The sequence below is a fragment of the Mycobacterium sp. NPDC003323 genome, assembly GCF_053589535.1.
This window is the reverse complement of record NZ_JBSFSB010000020.1, coordinates 64,800-81,940: the sequence shown is the minus strand read 5'-3', so window position 1 is coordinate 81,940 and position 17,141 is coordinate 64,800. Positions and strand designations below refer to the sequence as shown.

Here is a 17,141-nt window from a genome sequence, read left to right as displayed (position 1 = left end):
CCTCGGGGTACTGGCCGGACCGTTGGTGCGTTCCTCCTACCGCGCCGGCAAGCTGTACGCCGAGGCCGCACGGGTCAGAGCCGCCGCCGGCGCATCGTAAACTTGTCGAATGGCGAAATCGCGTACCCCCGCCCAGACCAAGGCTGCCAAAGCCGAGGCGAAGGCCGCTCGTAAGGCCGCATCCAAGCAGCGTCGTAGTCAGCTGTGGCAGGCCTTCCAGATCCAGCGCAAAGAGGACAAGCGGCTGCTGCCGTACATGATCGGGGCGTTCGTCCTGATCGTCGGCGCCTCGATCGCGCTCGGCGTGCTGGCCGGCGGTTTCACCATGTACATGCTGATCCCGCTCGGCATCATCCTGGGCGCGCTGGTCGCCTTCATCATCTTCGGCCGTCGCGCCCAGAAGTCGGTGTACCGCAAGGCCGAGGGCCAGACCGGTGCCGCCGCGTGGGCGCTGGACAATCTGCGGGGACGCTGGCGGGTCACCCCGGGTGTCGCGGCCACCGGCCACTTCGACGCGGTGCACCGGGTGCTCGGCCGCCCGGGCGTGATCCTGGTCGGCGAGGGCTCGGCCAACCGGGTGAAACCGCTTCTGGCACAGGAGAAGAAGAAGACCGCACGGCTGGTCGGCGATGTGCCGATCTATGACTTCGTGGTCGGCAACGGCGAGGGCGAGGTGCCGCTGGCCAAACTGGAACGGCATCTGGGCAAGCTGCCGGCCAACATCACCGTCAAGCAGATGGACGCACTCGAGTCCAGGCTGGTGGCACTGGGCTCCAAGATCGGCCCGGCCGCCATGCCGAAGGGTCCGCTGCCCACCCAGGCCAAGATGCGCGGCGTCGGACGCACCGTCCGACGTAAATAGTCGTCGGCGCAAATATTGGCCTAGATTGCTCGCATGTGCACCGCATGCGACTGGGCCCCGCATTTCGCCGCGCTGAAGCCGAGTCGCCGCACGGTGCTGCGCGCCGCCACGGTCACCCTGGCCGTCGCGGCGACCGGGACATCGGCCGCCTGCTCATCATCGGAAACGACGCCCCCGGTCCCGGGCACCACGGCCGACTTCGTCTTTCACAACGGCCGCGTATACACCGTCGCCGGCCCCACGCCGTGGGCCCAGGCGGTGGCCGTCACCGGCGACACCATCAGCTACGTCGGTGACGACGCCGGGGCCACGGCGCTGGCCGGGCCCGACACCCGGGTGATCGACCTGGGCGGCAGGCTGCTGATGCCCGGTTTCGTCGAGGGCCACACCCACCCCTTCCTCGGCGCGTTCCTGACCTCCGGCGTCGACCTGCAGGTCCCGACGCTGACCGAGGCGCTGGACGCCATCGATGCCTACGCCAAGGCCAACCCGACCGGCGCCGTGCGGGGATTCGGTTGGCGCGTCGACATGTTCGGCCCGCAGGGCCCCACCCGCGCGGACCTTGACCGGGTGCTGCCCGACCGGCCCGGGTTCTTCTTCGCCATCGACGGGCACAGCCTGTGGGCCAACAGCACGGCGCTGGAGATGGCCGGCGTCGGCCGCGACACCCCGGACCCGGTACCCGGATTCAGCTACTACGCCCGCGATGAGAACGGCGAGCCGACGGGTTACGTCCTGGAGGTCAACGCCGTGCTCGGCCTGGTCGATGCCGTCGAGCCGATCTCGCCCGAGACCATGGGCGCCCTTGTGCAGGGCTGGCTGCCCAAGGCGTCGGCGGCCGGCATCACCTCCGTCTTCGATGCGGGGGTGCCGCCCATCGGCGACGACCAGGCCGCGATCCTGCGGCTCTACACCGACCTCGAGCGGCGCGATCAACTGCCGTTCCGGGTGGTCGCGTCCTACTCGGTGCGCACCACCCCGATCGAGGGCACCGTCGAGAAGTTCGCTGCGGTGCGTGACGAGGTCACCGGAGAGCTGGTGTCGGTAAGCGTCGTGAAGATCATCGGCGACGGCACTCAGGGCGGTTACACCGCCTGGCTCATCGAGCCCTACGCCGACAAGCCCGAATCGACGGGCGCCTCCCCATTCACCGAGGAGCAGTGGCACCGGCTCGTCGGCGATGCCGACGCCGCGGGTGTCGACGTGCACATCCACGCCTGCGGTGAACGGACCGTCCGGGTGGGGCTGGACGCCATCGAACGTGCCATCGCGGCCAACCCGCCGCGCGACCGGCGCCACACCATCGCGCACCTGGTGTACGTCGAGGACGTCGACGCGCCACGCTTCGCGGAATTGGGGGTCACCGCGCAGTTCTCGGCGAACTGGATGTCCGCCGACCCGGACACCATCGAGAACATGGGAGCCCGCTACGGGGCGCCGCGCAAGGATCTGCTCTACCGGCCGCAGGCTGTGCTGGGCTCCGGTGGTCACATCTCACTGGGCACCGATTGGCCGGCGGCCGGGTACTTCTCCACTTACAAGCCGCTGGACTCGATCCAGATCGGGGTGACCCGGCAGCTGATCGGGTCGGCGGATGCCGCGGTGCTCACACCGGCCGAAGAGAAGCTGACCGTCGGGCAGGCCGTGCACGCCAACACCCTCGGCGCGGCGTATCAGATCCGGCTCGACGACCGGGTCGGCTCGGTGGAGGTCGGCAAGCGCGCCGATCTGATCACTCTGGACCGCAACATCTTCGAGATCGATCCGCACGACATCCACACCGCGAACATCACCATGACGATGATGAACGGCCGGATCCGGCACGAGACCGGTTAGCGCCGCACGACCGCCGTCTTGGTCGCCAGGTCGTGCAGGCTGCGCTGGTCGGAATCGGTGAACAGGGCGGGAATCACCAGGACGATCAGCAAGTTGCGGACAAGGGCACGGCCAAGTCCCACATGCTCGCGGTTGTCGACCGACGCCACCGTCAGCCCGAGCGCGAACTGACCTGGTGTGAATCCGAATAGTCGTACCGCAGCCACGCCGAGCACGAACCACAGCACGAACTGGGTTGTCTGCAGGTCGTAAATCGGGCCGAGGCCGATCGCAACGAGCAGGGCAGCGAGTCCGACCGCGACGAGCCAGTCCACCAGAATCGCGCCAAGCCGTCGACCGAACCCTGCGATCGAACCTGAACCGCTCTGTGGCAGCCCCAAGCGGTGTCCTGGGTACTCGTCGTTGGGGGCCCCTGAATTCGAGGGTTCCGGTCCGGACAACCAGGATGAGATTCCGCGGGCCATGGCCCCCAGCATAGGACGGGGGCATTGCGTAACTTCTACGCAACATATGGTTGACGACCGTGCAACATGGTGTCCATAGCGTCAACGCGCGGGTCACCAGAAAAGGAGAACTTGTAGTGGCAGAAAAGACCTCCGACGACATCTTCAAGCTGATCAAGGACGAGAACGTCGAATACGTCGACATCCGTTTCTGCGATCTGCCCGGTGTCGTCCAGCACTTCTCGATCCCGGCGGATGCGTTCGACGAGAGCGTGTTCGAGGACGGCCTGGCCTTCGACGGCTCCTCGGTGCGCGGCTTCCAGTCGATCCACGAGTCGGACATGATGCTGCTGCCCGATCCCGCCACCGCGCGTATCGACCCGTTCCGTGCCGCGAAGACGCTGAACATGAACTTCTTCGTGCACGATCCGTTCACCCGTGAGGCCTACTCGCGCGACCCGCGCAACGTCGCCCGCAAGGCGGAGAACTACCTGATCAGCACCGGCATCGCCGACACCTGCTACTTCGGCGCCGAGGCCGAGTTCTACATCTTCGACTCGGTGAGCTTCGACTCGAAGATCAACGGCACCTTCTACGAGGTCGACTCGGAGTCGGGCTGGTGGAACAGCGGCGAGCCCTACGAGGCCGACGGCTCCCCCAACCGCGGGTACAAGGTCCGCCCCAAGGGCGGCTACTTCCCCGTCGCGCCGTATGACCACTATGTCGACCTGCGCGATGAGATGGCCACCAACCTGATCAACGCCGGGTTCACCCTGGAGCGCGGCCACCACGAGGTCGGTACCGCCGGCCAGGCCGAGATCAACTACAAGTTCGACACGCTGCTGGCCGCGGCCGATGACGTGCTGCTGTTCAAGTACATCATCAAGAACACCGCATGGAAGAACGGCAAGACCGTCACCTTCATGCCGAAGCCGCTGTTCGGTGACAACGGGTCGGGCATGCACGCCCACCAGTCGCTGTGGAAGGACGGCAAGCCGCTGTTCCACGACGAGTCCGGTTACGCCGGCCTGTCGGACATGGCCCGTCACTACATCGGCGGCATCCTGCACCACGCCCCGTCGCTGCTGGCGTTCACGAACCCGACGGTGAACTCCTACAAGCGCCTGGTCCCGGGCTACGAGGCGCCGATCAACCTGGTCTACAGCCAGCGCAACCGCTCGGCCTGTGTGCGCATCCCGATCACCGGCAACAACCCCAAGGCCAAGCGCCTGGAGTTCCGTTGCCCGGACAGCTCGGGCAACCCGTACCTGGCGTTCGCGGCCATGCTGATGGCCGGTATCGACGGCATCAAGAAGAAGATCGAGCCGCTGGCCCCGGTCGACAAGGACCTCTACGAGCTGCCGCCGGACGAGGCCGCCAACATCCCGCAGGCCCCGACCCAGCTGTCGGCGGTGATCGACAAGCTCGAAGAGGATCACGAATACCTCACCGAGGGTGGCGTGTTCACCGAGGATCTGATCGAAACCTGGATCTCCTACAAGCGGGAGAACGAGATCATGCCGATCCAGATCCGCCCTCACCCGTACGAGTTCAGCCTGTACTACGACGTGTAATCCGTCGCGAGCAGTCCCCCGCAAGCGGGAGGTACCCCCAACAAAAGTGCCCCAAATCTTCGGATTTGGGGCACTTTTGCGTCTGCTCGGCTCTTGTTCGTAAGTCGGCACCTGTCTCATGGACTGGGTAGGGTCCTCAGACATGATCAATCTGTCCGATCGCCTCAACGCGGCGGCACCGGCGGTGCTGAGCCTTGTCCGAATCGTTTTCGGCTTCCTGTTCACCGCGTTCGGTACCTCCAAGATGTTCGGCTGGCCGATCGCGATGGCGATGCCCACCGGATCCTGGCCCGGTTGGTATGCGGGGCTCATCGAACTGGTGGCAGGACTGCTGATCATGGTCGGCTTGTTCACCCGCCCCGCGGCGTTCCTCGCCTCCGGCACGATGGCCGTCGCCTACTTCTGGCAGCACCAACCGATGGGTCTGTGGCCGATCGTGCCGCCCGAGTACGGCGGCAACGGCGGGCTGGAACCCATCCTGTTCTGTTTCGTGTTCTTCCTGCTGGTGTTCACCGGCGCCGGCCCGTACTCCCTGGACCGGCTGCGAGGTCGGACACCGAGCACTAGCCACTAAGCGGACCGCAGTCCTATTATCTGATCATGGTATCGACCGATATGGACACCACGCTCTCGAAGTTCGCGCCCGTCGTGCTCTCGGCCTTCCGGATCGTCTTCGGACTGCTGTTCACCGTGCACGGCACCCAGAAGCTCTTCGGCTTCCCCACCGCCACGGAGAGCGGCACCGTGCCCGTCGGCACCTGGCCGTACTGGTACGCCGGCGTCCTGGAACTGGTGCTCGGCCTGCTGATCCTGACCGGTCTGTTCACCCGCATCGCGGCGTTCATCGCCTCCGGCGAGATGGCCTACGCCTACTTCACCGCACATCAGCCGAAGGCCCTGTGGCCCATCGACAACGGCGGTGAGCTCACGGTGCTCTACTGCTTCGCGTTCCTGCTGCTGGTGTTCATCGGTGGCGGGTCGATCGCGCTGGAGCGCGTCATCAGACGCCGGGCCTGACTCAGACCGCCGGCCGCGCCCAGGCCGGCATGATGAAGATGCCCTCGGCCTCCACCGTCACGCCCTCGGCATCCAGGATCTGACCGCGGGCGAAGGCCTTGATCCCCTCGGTGCGATCCACCCAGGCCTCCGCGCGCAGCGGACCGAGCGGGGTGCCGCGCAGGTATTTCAGCGTGAGTGTGCCGGTGAACCGAGGTTTGACCAGCCCCTCGCTGGCGACCTCGCCGAGAATGTGGTCGAGCACCAGCGCACAGATGCCGCCGTGCACCCGGCCCGGCGGCCCCTCGTACGGCGCACCGAGGGTGAATTCCGTCCAGCACCGCCCGTCGTCGGTGTGCTCGATGGTCAGCGGCGGCGCGATCGCATTGCGCAGCCCGATCGCCGGGTCGGCCCAGGTGATCGGCCGCCCTGTGACCGCGTGCCGCACGGTTCGCGGGCCGTCGTGCTGCTCTCGTTCCAGCGCCTCGGTGACGGCCTCGATGGCCGCCTGGGCGCGGCGGACGGTCTCGGCGTCGGCACCGGTCCGGATGCTGACATCGACGAGTTTGCGGACCGCGGCCGTCAGCGGCTCGTACAGCGCCCGTTGACGGTCATGCTCGTCGGCGCTGATCTCGGCGAAGGGCTGCATGTCTAACCTCCGAAAACGTTGCGCACCACGGTCTTCGCTCGACGCGTGACCCGCAGGTAGTTGTCCAGGAACTCGCCGCCATCGCCGTTGGGCCAACCGGCCGCGGCCGCTACGGCGTTGAGCTGACGGCCCGGACCCGGCAGCTGGTCGGTGGCCTTTCCGCGCACCAGCACCAGCGCATTGCGGGCTCGGGTCGCGGTCAGCCAGGCCTCGCGCAACTGCGCGATATCACCTTCGGCCAGCAGCTCGGCGGCACCGATGGCGTCGAGGGTGGCCAGCGTGGAGGTGTTGTGCAGCGCCGGGATCTCGTGGGCATGGCGCAGCTGCATCAGCTGCACCGTCCACTCGATATCGGCCAGCCCGCCGCGGCCGAGCTTGGTGTGGGTGTTCGGATCGGCCCCGCGCGGCAGCCGCTCGGCATCGACACGCGCCTTGACCCGGCGGATCTCCTGCACCGCCTCGGCGGACACCCCGCCGGCCGGGTACCGGGTCTTGTCGGCCAGCAGCAGGAACCGTTCACCGAGTTCCAGATCGCCGGCCACCCGATGCGCGCGCAGCAGCGCCTGGATCTCCCAGGGCTGCGCCCATTGCGAGTAGTACGCCTCATAGGAGGCCAGCGTCCGCACCAGCGGACCGTTGCGACCCTCCGGCCGCAATCCGGTGTCGACCTCCAAAGGTGGATCGGCACTGGGTGTTCCGAGCAGCGCGCGCACCTGCTCGGCGATCGACACCGCCCATTTGACCGCCGCCGATTCCTCGGCGCCGTTGGCGGGCTCGCAGACGAACATGACGTCGGCGTCGGAGCCGTAGCCGAGCTCACCGCCGCCGAGCCGGCCCATGCCGATGACCGCGATCTTCGCCGGCGGGCCGCCCTCGGGGGATTTGTCGCGGATCACCACATCGAGTGCGGCCTGCAGCACCGCCACCCAGATGGAGGTCAACGCCCGGCAGACATCGGTCACCTCGAGCATGCCGAGGAGATCGGCCGAGGCCACCCGCGCCAACTCGTGACGGCGCAGCGTGCGCGCCGCGGCGATGGCGCGGGCCGGATCCTGGTAGCGGGCGGCCGAGGCGACCAGGGCACGTCCGACGGTGTCGGGATCGGCATCGAGCAGCTTGGGTCCCGACGGTCCGTCGGCGTAGAGCTTGATCACCTCCGGCGCCCGCATCAACAGTTCGGGAATGTAGGCCGAGGTGCCCAGCACCCGCATGAGTCGTTTGGCGACCGCCCCCTCGTCGCGCAGGGTCGACAGATACCAACGCATCTCGCCGAGTTCCTCGCTGATCCGACGGTAGGACAGCAGACCGGCGTCCGGATCGGGGGTATCGGACAACCATTCCAGCAGCGTCGGCAACAACACCTGCTGCACCCGGCCGCGCCGGCCGTTCTCGGCGGTCAGCGCGGCGAGGTGGGTCAGCGCGCTCTGCGGGCCCTCATAGCCGAGCGCGGCCAGCTGACGTTCCGCCGACTCGGTCGACATCACGTCCGAGATACCCGGCGTGCCAACCGATTCCAGCAGCGGCTGGTAGAAGAGCTTGGCGTGCAGGCGGGACACCCGGTGGTTCTGGCGTTTGAGTTCGTTGCGCAGCACGCCGAGCGCGTCGTGCTGGCCATCGGGACGCATGTGCGCGGCGCGGGCCAGCCAGCGCAGCGACTCCTCGTCATCGGGCTCGGGCAACATATGGGTGCGCTTGAGCCGCTGCAGCTGCAGCCGGTGCTCCAGCAGCCGCAGGAACTCATAGGAGGCGGTCAGGTTGGCGGCGTCGTCGCGACCGACGTAACCACCGCTGCCCAGTGCGGCCAGTGCGTCGACGGTCGAGGCGACATGTAACGAGTCATCGGTGCGTCCGTGCACCAATTGCAGGAGCTGCACCGCGAATTCGACGTCGCGCAGGCCGCCGGTGCCCAGTTTGATCTCGCGTTCGCGCACCCCGGCCGGCACCAGTTCCACCACCCGACGGCGCATCGCCTGCACGTCGGGGACGAAATCCGCGCGCTCACAGGCGGTCCACACCATCGGCATCAACGCCTCGATATAGCGCGCCCCGAGTTCGGGATCCCCCGCCGCCGGGCGCGCCTTCAGCAGTGCCTGGAATTCCCAGGTCTTGGCCCACCGTTCGTAGTAGGCGATATGGGATTCCAGCGTGCGGACCAGTTGGCCCTGTTTGCCTTCCGGTCGCAGCGCGGCGTCGACCTCGAAGAAGGTCTCCCCGGCGAACCGCATCATCTCCCCGGCCACTCGGGTGGTGATCGCGTCGGCGTTCTCGACGACGAAGATGACATCCACATCGCTGACGTAATTCAGTTCGCGGGCACCACATTTGCCCATGGCGATCACGGCGATCACCGGTGCGGGGGTGTCATCGCCGCAGACCGTCTTCTCGGCGATGGTCAGCGCGGCGGCCAGGGCGGCATCGGCCAGGTCGGACAGGTGCTCACCGACGGTGCTGAACTGCAGCACCGGTTCGTTCTCCACCGTCGGCGCCAGATCCAGGGCGGCCAACACCAACAGGTGATCGCGGTACAGCGTCTTGAGCTCCAGGCCGGCGAGACGCAGGTCGGTGATCGCGCGGGCTTGGGCGATGAATGTCTCGCGCAGCTGCTCGGCGGACGGCAACGCGACCCGGCCGGCGAGCAGGCGCCAGGAGAGCGGGCGCGCCACCAGATGATCACCCAGGGCCAGTGAACCGCCCAGCACCGCGAACAGCCGGCCGCGCAGCGACTTGTCCTCGAGCAGTGCCCGATTCAGTTCGTCCCAGTCGCCTTCGAGCGCGTCGGCCAGCCGGACCATGGTGCGCAGCGCGGCATCGGCGTCGGGTGCGCGCGACAGCGACCACAGCAGTTCGACATGGTCGTCGGTGTTCCAGCCGAGCCGGTCCAGGTCCGCGCGGGCGGTCAGCTCGACGAGACCCAGCCGGCCGACACCGGGCAACTTCGGTCGTTGCGTCGCTGGTTTGGGCACCCTCTCAAGCTACAGCGACAGGTAGTTCTTCAACTCGAACGGGGTGACGGTGCTGCGGTAGTTCTCCCACTCGGTGCGCTTGTTGCGCAAGAAGTAGTCGAAGACGTGCTCCCCCAACGCTTCTGCGACCAGTTCGGAGGTCTCCATCTCGGTCAGCGCCACGCCGAGGCTGCCGGGCAGTTCCTTGTAGCCCATGGCGCGCCGTTCCTCCGGCGTCAGGATCCAGACGTTGTCCTCGGCCTGCGGGCCCAGCACGTAGTTCTTCTCGATACCGCGCAGACCGGCGGCCAGCAGCACCGCGAACGTCAGATACGGGTTGCACGCCGAGTCGGGGCTGCGCACCTCGACGCGTCGCGAGGACACCTTGTGCGGGGTGTACATCGGCACCCGGACCAGCGCCGAGCGGTTGGCCGCACCCCAGGACGCGGCCGTCGGCGCCTCGCCGCCGTGCACCAGTCGCTTGTAGGAGTTCACCCACTGATTGGTGACGGCGCTGATCTCGTTGGCATGCTCCAGGATGCCCGCGATGAACGACTTGCCGACGTCGGACAGCTGCAGCGGGTCATCGGGGCTGTGGAAGGCATTGGTCTCACCCTCGAACAGGCTCATGTGGGTGTGCATCGCCGATCCGGGATGCTCGGCGAACGGCTTGGGCATGAACGACGCGCGCACGCCGTCACCGAGGGCCACCTCCTTGACCAGGTAGCGGAAGGTCATCACGTTGTCGGCCATCGACAGCGCGTCGGCGTAGCGCAGGTCGATCTCCTGCTGCCCGGGCGCACCCTCGTGGTGGCTGAACTCCACCGAGATGCCCATCTGCTCCAGGGCGTCGATGGCGTGCCTGCGGAAGTTCGGGGCCGAATCGTGCACGGCCTGATCGAAATAACCGCCGTTGTCGGCCGGGATCGGCGGCGTGCCGTCATCGGGGCCGGGCTTGAGCAGGAAGAACTCGATCTCGGGGTGCACGTAGCAGGAGAACCCGAGGTCGCTGGCCTTGGCGAGCTGGCGGCGCAGCACATGCCGCGAGTCCGCCCACGACGGGGAACCGTCGGGCATGGTGATATCGCAGAACATCCGCGCCGAGTGGTGCCGGCCCGCGCTGTCCGACCACGGCAGCACCTGGAAGGTGGACGGATCGGGCCGGGCGACCATGTCCGCTTCCGACACCCGGGCGAAGCCCTCGATTGACGAACCGTCGAACCCGATGCCCTCTTCGAACGCACCCTCGAGTTCGGCGGGCGCGATCGCGACCGACTTCAGGTACCCGAGCACATCGGTGAACCACAACCGGACGAACCGGATATCGCGTTCCTCCAGCGTGCGCAGCACAAATTCCTTCTGGCGGTCCATGCTGGAAGCCTAGGTACCGGCTGTTAAATCTGTGTTACGCGGCCGAGTCCGCGATGCGCCGAATCCGTCAGCACCGCAGACCCGGCGCCGGCTGCGCCAGGTCGGTGAAAAACGCCAGTACCGCGGTGTCGACGCAGGCGTCACCGTTGAACACCACGGTGTGCTGGCTGCCGTCGAACGTCACCAGCGGGGCCTGCAACTGCTGGGCCAGATTCACCCCGGCTTGATACGGGGTGGCGGGGTCGCGGGTGGTCGACACCACGATCACCTTGCCCGGCCCCGGTGACACGGCGGCGCGGGCGTGACCGGAGGCGGGCACCGGCCACAGCGCGCAGATATCGCGGGGCGCCTGCCCCGTGAAGGTGCCGTACTCCAGGAACGGGGCGGCGGCCCGGACGCGTCGGTCGGCCTCGGCCCACACGGCAGGGTCGGTCGGGTATTGCGCGTCGAGACATCGAATCGCGGTGAACGCATCCTGCTGATTGGTGTAGCGGCCGGCCGCGTCGCGGTTGAGGTAGTCATCGGCGAGCATCAACAGGTCACCGGCGTCGGTGCCGCGGCGCAGGCCGAGCAGCCCGCTGGTCAGATAGGGCCAGTACCGCTTCGAGTAGAGCGCGTTGGCGGTCCCGGTGATCGCATCGGCATAGCTGAGCCCGCGCGGGTCGGAGGTGGCGCCGGGACGCTGCACCAGCGGGTCGATCAGTTCGTGATAGCGGGTGACGAACAGGGCGGGGTCGGTCCCCAACGGGCAGTCGGCCGACCGCGCGCAGTCCGTCGCGTATTCGTCGAATGCGGCCTGGAAGCCGGCCAGCTGCGCGATGTTCTCGTCGATCGGGTCGGCCGCGGGGTCCAGCGCGCCGTCGAGCACCATGGCCCGCACCCGCTCCGGATAGCGCTCGGCGTAGGCGGTCCCCAGCTCGGTGCCATAGGAGAACCCGAGATAGTTCAGCTGCTCATCACCCAGCGCCGCGCGCACCGCGTCCATATCGCTCGCGGCCGTCACGGTGCCGAGGTCGGCCAGGAACTGCGGCCCCATCTTGTCCAGGCAGGCCTGCGCGAACCAGCGGTGCAGACCCTCGATGTGGGCGATCCCGGCGGGGCTGTAGTCGGCCATCGGTTCGCGCCGATAGGCGTCGAACTCGGCATCGGTGCGGCAGCGCAGTTGCGGGGTCGAGTGCCCGACACCGCGCGGGTCGAAGCCCACCAGATCGAAGCGCCTGCCCAGTTCGGTGTCGGCCAGGGCGGTCCCCATATCAGCGACGGTGTCGACGGCCGAGGCGCCCGGCCCGCCCGGGTTGACCAGCAGTGCGCCGATGCGCTGACCCGATGCCGGGACCCGGATGACGGCCAGTTGGGCGCCGTCGACGGCGACGGTGGCGCATTGCGCCGTCCCGATCACCGGTCGGTCACCGAGGAATTGTGCGCAGTTGCCCCACACCACGGCCGCCTGCGCCGGAATCGCCGGCAGGCCGGCCACCACCAGCAGGGCCAGCAGCATCGCGAAAAGTCTGCCCGCCAGCCACATGTCGGTCATGCTCGCACGCGCCGCGCGTCGTCTCCGAGCACGAACCGGCGCGGAGATCAGACGGTGACGCAGCCGTGACCTTCAGCGGTGGTGGTCTAGCAGCGGGTGCCCTCGGGCGGGACGACGACGTCGATCAGGTACTCGGCCGAGATGTCGTCGACGCATTCGTTGCCCTGGAAGACGACGGTGTGCTGGGTGCCCTCGTAGGTCAGCAGCGTGCCACCGAGCTGGCGGGCCAGGTCGACACCGGCCTGATACGGGGTCGCCGGGTCGTTGGTGGTCGAGACCACCAGCGTCGGCGGCATGTTCTCGACGCTCAGCTCGTGCGGCTCTGAGGTCGGCGGCACCGGCCAGAACGCACACGTGCCCAGGGGCGCGTTGCCGGTGAAATCGCCGTAGCTCATGAACGGGGCGACCTCGCGGGCCTGGCGGTCCTGTTCGATGATCGCCTCTCGATCGGTGACCGGCGGTTCGTCGACGCAGTTGACCGCGATCCGGGCGTCCGTCGAATTGTTGTAGTGCCCGTTGGCATCTCGACCCATGTACAGGTCGGACAGGGCCAGCATGGTGTCACCGCGGCCGGCGCGTAGTTCGGTGAGCGCATCGGTGAGGTGGCGCCACAGGTTCGGTGAGTACAGCGGCAGGATGGTGCCCACGAGGGCGTCGCCATAGCTCAGGCCGCGCGGGTCCCGGGTCTCGGCGGGGTTCTCGACCAGGGGCTCGACCATTGACTTGTACACATCGGTCGCCTTGGCCGGATCGGTGCCCAGCGGGCAGTCCGGGTCCTGGGCGCAGTCGGCGGCGTAATCGTCGAAGGCAGTCTGAAATGCCTTCGCCTGCCGCAGGTCTGCCTCCAGCGGGTCGGCGTTGGGGTCCACGGCGCCGTCGAGGATCATGGCGCGCACCTTGTCACCGCCGAACAACTCGGCGTAGGTGGCCCCGATCCGGGTGCCATAGGAGAAGCCCAGATAGGTCAGCTTCTCGTCGCCGACGGCCTCGCGCATGGCGTCGAGATCCCTTGCCACGTTCTCGGTTCCGATATTGGCCAGGAACTCCTCGCCCATCTTCTCCACGCAGCGGTCGACGAACGCCTGCGTTTCGGACTCGATATGGGCCACGCCCTCGTCGGTGTACTCGACCACCGGGTCGGCGCGCAGCCGGTCGTTGTCCTCATCGGAGTTGCACCACAGTGCCGGTTTGGACGCCGCGACACCGCGCGGATCGAAGCCGACCAGGTCGAACCGCTCCCGCACCGCCGGTGGCAGGCTGCCGACCAGGGAGGCCGCGGCCTTGACGCCGGACTCGCCGGGCCCGCCCGGATTGACGAACAGCGAGCCGACCTTCTCACCGGTCGCCTTGATGCGCAGCATGGCGATCTGTGCGACGTCACCGTCGGGGTTGTCGTAATCGACGGGCACCGAAAGCATCCCGCATTCGGCGCCGGTGGGGATCTGCGACTCCCCCGCGCCGGCCTCGCACGGCGCCCACTGCACGGGCGTGCCCGGACGGGGTGCGGACAGCACGGCACGGCCGTCGACGACATTGCTGCATCCGGAGACCAGCAGCACCGTCATGGAGGCCGCGAGAATCCCGCGCGTGAGGTTCATGGCAGACCATGCTGCCATGCGTCGATATCGCGGCAGGTGAGGCTACCTGGGCGCGTTCAGCAACTCGTCGAGTTCGAGGCTGAAGTCGTCGGCCATCTCCCACAGGTCGGGCAGCAGTTCCGGGCAGGAGATGATGCCGACGTCCAGTTTGCCGCGCAGCGACATCACGGTGATGTTCAGGCCGGAGCCGTGGAAGATCGGCCCGAGTGGATACATGGCCTTGACCTCACAGCCCAACAGGTACAGCGGCACCTGCGGGCCGGGAACGTTCGACACCACCAGGTTGTGCACCGGCGCGGCGGCCGAGAGCTTGCTACGGGCGTACACCCGCATGGCCACCCCGAACACCGCGGGCGCGGCGAACTGCGTCCAGTCCTGCAGCAGGGTCGCCCCGATGGCCGAGCTGTGTTGCTTGGCCACCGAATTCGCCTCGGCGATCGCGATCAGCCGCTCGGCGGGGTCGGCGATGTTGGTGTGCAGCGAGGAGAACATCCCCGAGACCTGATTGCGTCCCGGCCGATCGGACTTGTCGTGCACCGACACCGGGATCATCGCCACCAACGACGACTCGGGCAGCTCGTCGCGGTCGAGTAGAAACCTGCGCAGCACACCGGAGACCAGTGCCATCACCACATCGTTGACCTTCACCCCGAACCGGTCCTTGACCGTCTTGACATCATCGAGGTCGAGCTCGGCGAACGAAATGTTGCGGTGCCCAGTCACATTCGCGTTGAACGCGGTCTTGGGCGCGGCGAACGGGGCCGCCATGGTCAGGCCCTTGGTCGCCCGGCGCGCGGTGTCGACGACGGTCGACACCGTCGAGGGCAGCACATTGGCCAGTCTCAGCGGGCGGGTGACGAACTTGACCGCCCCGGTGATCGCGATCTCCAGTTCGGTGGCGCCGCCCACCCCGGCCACCGGGTCCGGTGGCGGCGCGTCGGGTTCGGTGGTGCACAGCGCCGACATCAGGTTCGCACCGGTGACCCCGTCGACGGCGGCGTGATGGACCTTGGTCAGCAGGGCCAGTCGTCCACCCGAGTGCGCGTCGGTGCCCGCAACGTTCTCGATGACCCACATTTCCCACAGTGGCCGGCTGCGATCCAGCGGTAACGACGCGATGTGTCCGCAGATCTCGGACAGTTCGACCCGGCCGCCCGGTGCGGGCAGGCCGATGCGGTGCAGGTGCCGCTGGACGTCGAAGTCCTCGTCCTCGACCCACACCGGGTGGTCCAGGTTCAGGCGGCTGTCGGCGAGCTTCTCGCGGAACTGCGGCAGGGCCTTGATCCGCATGCCCAGTTCGTCGCGCAACCGGTCGAAGGTGTAGCCGCCGGGCACGGTGGAGGTGTCCAGTTCCAGGATCGAGCAAACATGCAGCGGCTGCGCGGCCGTCTCGAGGTACAGGAAGCTGGCGTCGAGTCCGCTGAGCCGTTGCATGCAGCCGATGGTAGGGCCGGTGGGTCCGGGTGTGAGCAAATCCACTCAACAGGGCGTTCACCCGGGTATGCCTTCGGTGGCAGACTCGAGTACGTCAGAAGACCCGGGGACCGCCCAGCGGCCACGAGGATCTACCCGACAACCACATATTGAGGACACAGATGTCTGAGCAGTCCGTTTATGGTGCCACGAATACCCCGGCGACCCGGACCAAGGTACGCACCCATCACCTGCAGAAGTGGAAGTCCGAAGGCCACAAGTGGTCGATGCTCACCGCCTACGACTACTCCACCGCGCGCATCTTCGACGACGCCGGAATTCCGGTGCTGTTGGTCGGTGACTCGGCCGCCAACGTCGTCTACGGCTACGACACGACCGTGCGGGTCACCATCGAGGAACTGATCCCGTTGGTCAGCGCCGTCGTTCGCGGCGCCGCGCATGCCCTGGTGGTGGCCGATTTGCCGTTCGGCAGTTACGAGCGCGGCGTCGATCAGGCGTTGGAGACGGCGACCCGGTTCATGAAGGAGACCGGTGCGCACGCGGTGAAGCTGGAGGGTGGCGAGCGGGTGGCCCCGCAGATCGCCGCGCTGACCCAGGCCGGCATCCCGGTGATCGCGCATATCGGGTTCACCCCGCAGAGCGTGAACGGGCTCGGCGGGTTCCGGGTGCAGGGCCGCGGCGACGCCGGCGACCAGACCATCCATGATGCGATTGCGGTGGCCGAGGCCGGCGCGGTGGCCGTGGTGCTGGAGATGGTGCCCGCCGAGCTGGCGACGCAGATCACCGGCAAGCTGACCATCCCCACCATCGGCATCGGTGCGGGGCCCAACTGCGACGCCCAGGTGCTGGTGTGGCAGGACATGGCCGGGCTGACCTCGGGCAAGACCGCCAAATTCGTGAAGCGGTTCGCCGATATCGGCACCGAGCTGCATCGCGCCGCGGTCCAGTACGCCGATGAGGTGGCCGGCGGGGTGTTCCCCGCCGAGGAGCACTCCTACTAGCCGCTCAGGCCTTTTGTTCGGCTCCGCCGAACGCCGGCGCTCGTTTCCCCAGGAACGCCGCGACGCCTTCTCTACCATCGGCGGACGAGGCGTTCGCGGCGATATGGCGGGCCTCGTGTTCCAGCTGCGCCTCGTAACCGGCTGAATAGCTGGTCACGAGCAGTTGCTTGACCGCCGAGTTGGAGCCCTTGGCACCCGCGGCCACCTGCTGGGCCAGCTGAGCCAACTGGTCGGCCAGCTCGGCGTCGGGAACGACGGCGGTGACCAGACCCCAGTCCAACGCCTCGGCGGCCTTGATCACCCGGTTGGTGATCATCAGGTCCTGGGTGCGCCGCAGCCCGATCAGGCGCGGCAGCACGTAGCTGGCGCCCCCGTCGGGGCTCAAGCCGGCCTTGGTGTAGGCCATGGTGAACGACGCCGATTCGGCGGCCAGCACGAGGTCGCCGGAGACGCCCAGGGAGAAGCCCGCGCCGGCGGCGACACCGTTGACCGCGGTGATCAGCACCGCGTCCATCCGAGCGAACGTCGACATCGCGCGGTGCAGGTCGTTGGCGATCCCCTTGACGAAGGCACCCGGGTCGTCGGCGGCGGCCATCGCCTTGAGGTCACCGCCCGCACAGAAGAACCGGCCCGCGCCGGTCAGGGTGACCACCTTGGTCTCGGCGGTGTCGCACAGCGAGGCGGCGACGGCGAGTTCGTGGGTCATCGCCGCGTTCATACCGTTGGCGGCATCGGGCCGATCCAGGACGATGTCGACGATCGAACCGGTCCGGGTGAACTTCAGCGTCTCGAAAGCGGTCATGGCGCACACCGTATTACGCCGTGGTCGTGATGTGTAACACGCACCCCGGTTTGGGCGGTCTGGGGCCCGGGGTTGTTCACCTGGATGTGGCACGCTGTT

The 17,141-nt window shown here is 67.7% G+C and carries 15 protein-coding genes; 7 read left to right on the top strand and 8 right to left on the bottom strand.

From position 1 onward, the window contains the following. The 3 genes from ACWDUN_RS26920 to ACWDUN_RS26910 form a co-directional block, all read left to right on the top strand. Positions 1-100, top strand: a 100-nt coding sequence (locus ACWDUN_RS26920; RefSeq protein ID WP_449933533.1) for a hypothetical protein, incomplete at its 5' end; no start/stop codon positions are given. A 9-nt stretch (positions 101-109) separates the two neighbouring features. Further along, positions 110-862 carry a DUF4191 domain-containing protein gene (locus ACWDUN_RS26915; protein WP_449933523.1) on the top strand — a complete coding sequence of 251 codons (753 nt, stop codon included), beginning with the start codon at positions 110-112 and terminating at the stop codon, positions 860-862. A 33-nt stretch (positions 863-895) separates the two neighbouring features. Next, positions 896-2,698 carry an amidohydrolase gene (locus tag ACWDUN_RS26910; protein ID WP_449933521.1) on the top strand — a complete coding sequence of 601 codons (1,803 nt, stop codon included), beginning with the start codon at positions 896-898 and terminating at the stop codon, positions 2,696-2,698. Here the strand turns inward: ACWDUN_RS26910 and ACWDUN_RS26905 are convergent. Continuing rightward, positions 2,695-3,162 carry an RDD family protein gene (locus tag ACWDUN_RS26905; protein WP_449933519.1) on the bottom strand — a complete coding sequence of 156 codons (468 nt, stop codon included), beginning with the start codon at positions 3,160-3,162 and terminating at the stop codon, positions 2,695-2,697. The two genes, ACWDUN_RS26910 and ACWDUN_RS26905, sit on opposite strands and share 4 nt — an antisense overlap. Before the next feature lie 116 nt (positions 3,163-3,278). Between ACWDUN_RS26905 and glnA (ACWDUN_RS26900) the strand changes: the two genes are divergently transcribed. From glnA (ACWDUN_RS26900) to ACWDUN_RS26890, 3 genes are all read left to right on the top strand, one after another. After that, positions 3,279-4,715: a type I glutamate--ammonia ligase gene (glnA, locus tag ACWDUN_RS26900; protein WP_449933516.1), complete on the top strand. Its 1,437-nt coding sequence runs from the start codon at positions 3,279-3,281 to the stop codon at positions 4,713-4,715. Positions 4,716-4,857: 142 nt separating this feature from the next. After that, positions 4,858-5,289: a DoxX family protein gene (locus tag ACWDUN_RS26895; protein WP_449933515.1), complete on the top strand. Its 432-nt coding sequence runs from the start codon at positions 4,858-4,860 to the stop codon at positions 5,287-5,289. Positions 5,290-5,315: 26 nt separating this feature from the next. Then, positions 5,316-5,732, top strand: a complete 417-nt coding sequence (locus ACWDUN_RS26890; protein WP_449933514.1) for a DoxX family protein — start codon at positions 5,316-5,318, stop codon at positions 5,730-5,732. Position 5,733: 1 nt separating this feature from the next. Here ACWDUN_RS26890 and ACWDUN_RS26885 read toward each other — a convergent pair whose 3' ends face one another. The 6 genes from ACWDUN_RS26885 to ACWDUN_RS26860 form a co-directional block, all read right to left on the bottom strand. After that, positions 5,734-6,360, bottom strand: coding sequence for a PaaI family thioesterase (locus tag ACWDUN_RS26885; RefSeq protein ID WP_449933512.1), 627 nt, complete (start codon positions 6,358-6,360; stop codon positions 5,734-5,736). Positions 6,361-6,362: 2 nt separating this feature from the next. After that, positions 6,363-9,323 carry a bifunctional [glutamine synthetase] adenylyltransferase/[glutamine synthetase]-adenylyl-L-tyrosine phosphorylase gene (locus tag ACWDUN_RS26880; protein WP_449933510.1) on the bottom strand — a complete coding sequence of 987 codons (2,961 nt, stop codon included), beginning with the start codon at positions 9,321-9,323 and terminating at the stop codon, positions 6,363-6,365. 9 nt (positions 9,324-9,332) lie between these two features. Continuing rightward, on the bottom strand, positions 9,333-10,673 hold the full coding sequence (glnA, locus tag ACWDUN_RS26875) for a type I glutamate--ammonia ligase (RefSeq protein ID WP_449933509.1): 1,341 nt from the start codon (positions 10,671-10,673) through the stop codon (positions 9,333-9,335). A gap of 67 nt (positions 10,674-10,740) precedes the next feature. After that, positions 10,741-12,207, bottom strand: a complete 1,467-nt coding sequence (locus ACWDUN_RS26870) for an alpha/beta hydrolase (RefSeq protein ID WP_449933507.1) — start codon at positions 12,205-12,207, stop codon at positions 10,741-10,743. An 86-nt stretch (positions 12,208-12,293) separates the two neighbouring features. Further along, positions 12,294-13,805, bottom strand: coding sequence for an alpha/beta hydrolase (locus tag ACWDUN_RS26865; RefSeq protein WP_449933506.1), 1,512 nt, complete (start codon positions 13,803-13,805; stop codon positions 12,294-12,296). 42 nt (positions 13,806-13,847) lie between these two features. Next, positions 13,848-15,239, bottom strand: a complete 1,392-nt coding sequence (locus ACWDUN_RS26860; protein WP_449933504.1) for a WS/DGAT/MGAT family O-acyltransferase — start codon at positions 15,237-15,239, stop codon at positions 13,848-13,850. A 161-nt stretch (positions 15,240-15,400) separates the two neighbouring features. Here ACWDUN_RS26860 and panB point away from each other — a divergent pair, with 161 nt between their 5' ends. Beyond that, on the top strand, positions 15,401-16,240 hold the full coding sequence (panB, locus tag ACWDUN_RS26855; protein ID WP_449933503.1) for a 3-methyl-2-oxobutanoate hydroxymethyltransferase: 840 nt from the start codon (positions 15,401-15,403) through the stop codon (positions 16,238-16,240). Between the two features lie 4 nt (positions 16,241-16,244). On the opposite strand, the gene ACWDUN_RS26850 is transcribed toward panB, so the two are convergent. Beyond that, a complete protein-coding gene (locus ACWDUN_RS26850) occupies positions 16,245-17,042 on the bottom strand; it encodes an enoyl-CoA hydratase/isomerase family protein (protein WP_449933501.1) in 798 nt (265 codons plus the stop codon). Positions 17,043-17,141: the final 99 nt, after the last annotated feature.